This is a genomic window from Wolbachia endosymbiont of Drosophila baimaii (assembly GCF_028982185.1).
Taxonomy (GTDB): domain Bacteria; phylum Pseudomonadota; class Alphaproteobacteria; order Rickettsiales; family Anaplasmataceae; genus Wolbachia; species Wolbachia pipientis.
Window position 1 is genome coordinate 1 of record NZ_JAPQLE010000071.1, and the last position, 1,872, is coordinate 1,872.

The window sequence follows — 1,872 nt, forward strand, 5'->3', positions numbered from 1 at the left end:
TACTGGTAATCCAAAGCTCCTTAACTCTTTGCACATCGATATTGACAATTGCCCACTTTCTATTCCTATGGATTCGTATTCTCTGCTTTGACTAAGCAGAAACTCAGCTATTGCACTGCTCTCACTTGCAACAACTTCTTCTTTAACAATTTTTCCTTTCTCATCAACGATACTAATAAAAGTTTCTTTGAGTGAGATATCTAACCCGCTATAATATTTCATGAGACTACTCCTACTGTAAAAGTTTAAATTATTTTTGAAGAACCAATTCATTGAATTTGTTACTTCGTGCTAAAATAATGGAGTATGTCTCTCCATCATTCAATCGCAATTACAGTATGTTAGTTGCACCAATTACTATTATATCTTTTCTGCTCTTAAATCCATCTATTTCAGTTAACAACTGCGTTAAACTCTCTCGACAATGGTAAGCTGAGTTATTAGCGGTACTTCTTTTTTGAGCAACTGCATCTATTTCATCTATAAAGACTATACAAGGAGAATATTTTTTTGCTATTTTAAAAAGCTCGCGTACAGCATGTGCACCATGACCAATATATACTCCAATAAGTTCAGGACCTGAGATGCTTATGAAATTCATATTTGATTCACCTGCAATTGCACGAGCGATAAGTGTTTTACCATTTCCAGGAGGGCCATGTAATATGTAACCTCTTAGTGAATTAATACTTTTATTTCCAAACAGCTTGCGCATTTCTTCTGTCATTTGGTCACAGCAAATCATCTGCAACCGTTGTTTTAAGGAGTCATCAATTATAGCATCAGCAAATGTTATTCTTTTATCATCTGAATCAGCTAATTCTATCGATATAGGCAGCTCTACTTCCTTTAGTTTGCTGAATATTTGATCATATATAAACCAAGCAATAAAAAAGAAAACGACAAGTAACACACAAGGCATAGCTTCACTAACATAATGTGCAGCTAACTCATACCCTTTACTAAGCAAAATTGTATGCATATAGGCAAACAAAAAAGCGATAGAGATAATAGTTGCCACGCATAGTAAACAGATCGAAATTCTTTTAGTAATTCTGAAATTTCAATTTTTTTCATCTTAATACCCTATACCAACTTCAAACTAAGAATAATTTTATCTAGCTTACCTATTTTAGCTTGATTAGAGCGTTCAGAAAAATTATCAAGTACGTACTTTAACTTATTAAATACTAAAAACAACATACCCCCATATTGTCACATACATCTTTAAAGTTTACCAAATTCATTTTCAAAAAACAAGATTTTATTATTAACCCGAATTCTGGATTAGATTTTAGGTAAATTATTGAAAGTCTTGAATTTTACTAAATTAGTCACTAATCTTAAAATGCTTACTGCTTTATCGTAAATGCTAAAACAATAAGCTATTGATATTCTTGTTTTTTTTAATCTTCAATCCAGAATTCGGGTTAAAAACGCTAACTTGTATCTTCAAGAAGTAAGACATAATAGCTCTAAAATGTCTTGCAAGGAAAGGTAAAGCTGAACGCTAACTTATGCCAGAAAAATACCGTCTTGTTTGCCTTTTTGAGTAGTATCATCTTATTTTTCCTGTAAATTTTGTTTATAACGCCTAAGATTCACGATATTTTAATCCCGGTAGAATATCTTATAAAATCAGATTATATGTTATACCTATGGAAATAGATAACTTTCAGCAATATTACAACCAAGAAGAAATGAAGACAGTAACATTAGCTCAAATTTATAAAGACTTGGTAATAAAGATATTCGATATAGCCACAAGCAAAATGTAAGCTACTATTAATGGTATTATGGAAATAGCATCAACGATACCACCTACTATACCTACTACCAGAGGTGACGGAGTAGTAAGGCTTAATATAATAA

The 1,872-nt window shown here is 31.8% G+C and carries 1 protein-coding gene and 1 pseudogene; both read right to left on the reverse strand.

The annotated features are described in order from the left end of the window. Positions 1 to 222 (reverse strand): annotated as a pseudogene (locus OZD66_RS02230) (IS110 family transposase); the annotation flags it as partial. Positions 223 to 331: 109 nt separating this feature from the next. Continuing rightward, positions 332 to 982: an AAA family ATPase gene (locus tag OZD66_RS02235; protein WP_275022101.1), complete on the reverse strand. Its 651-nt coding sequence runs from the start codon at positions 980 to 982 to the stop codon at positions 332 to 334. Positions 983 to 1,872 lie beyond the last annotated feature (890 nt).

Coding starts and splice junctions, on each gene's coding strand:
- OZD66_RS02235 (WP_275022101.1), bottom strand. CDS start 982: ATGCATACAATTTTGCTTAGTAAAGGGTATGAGTTAGCTGCACATTAT.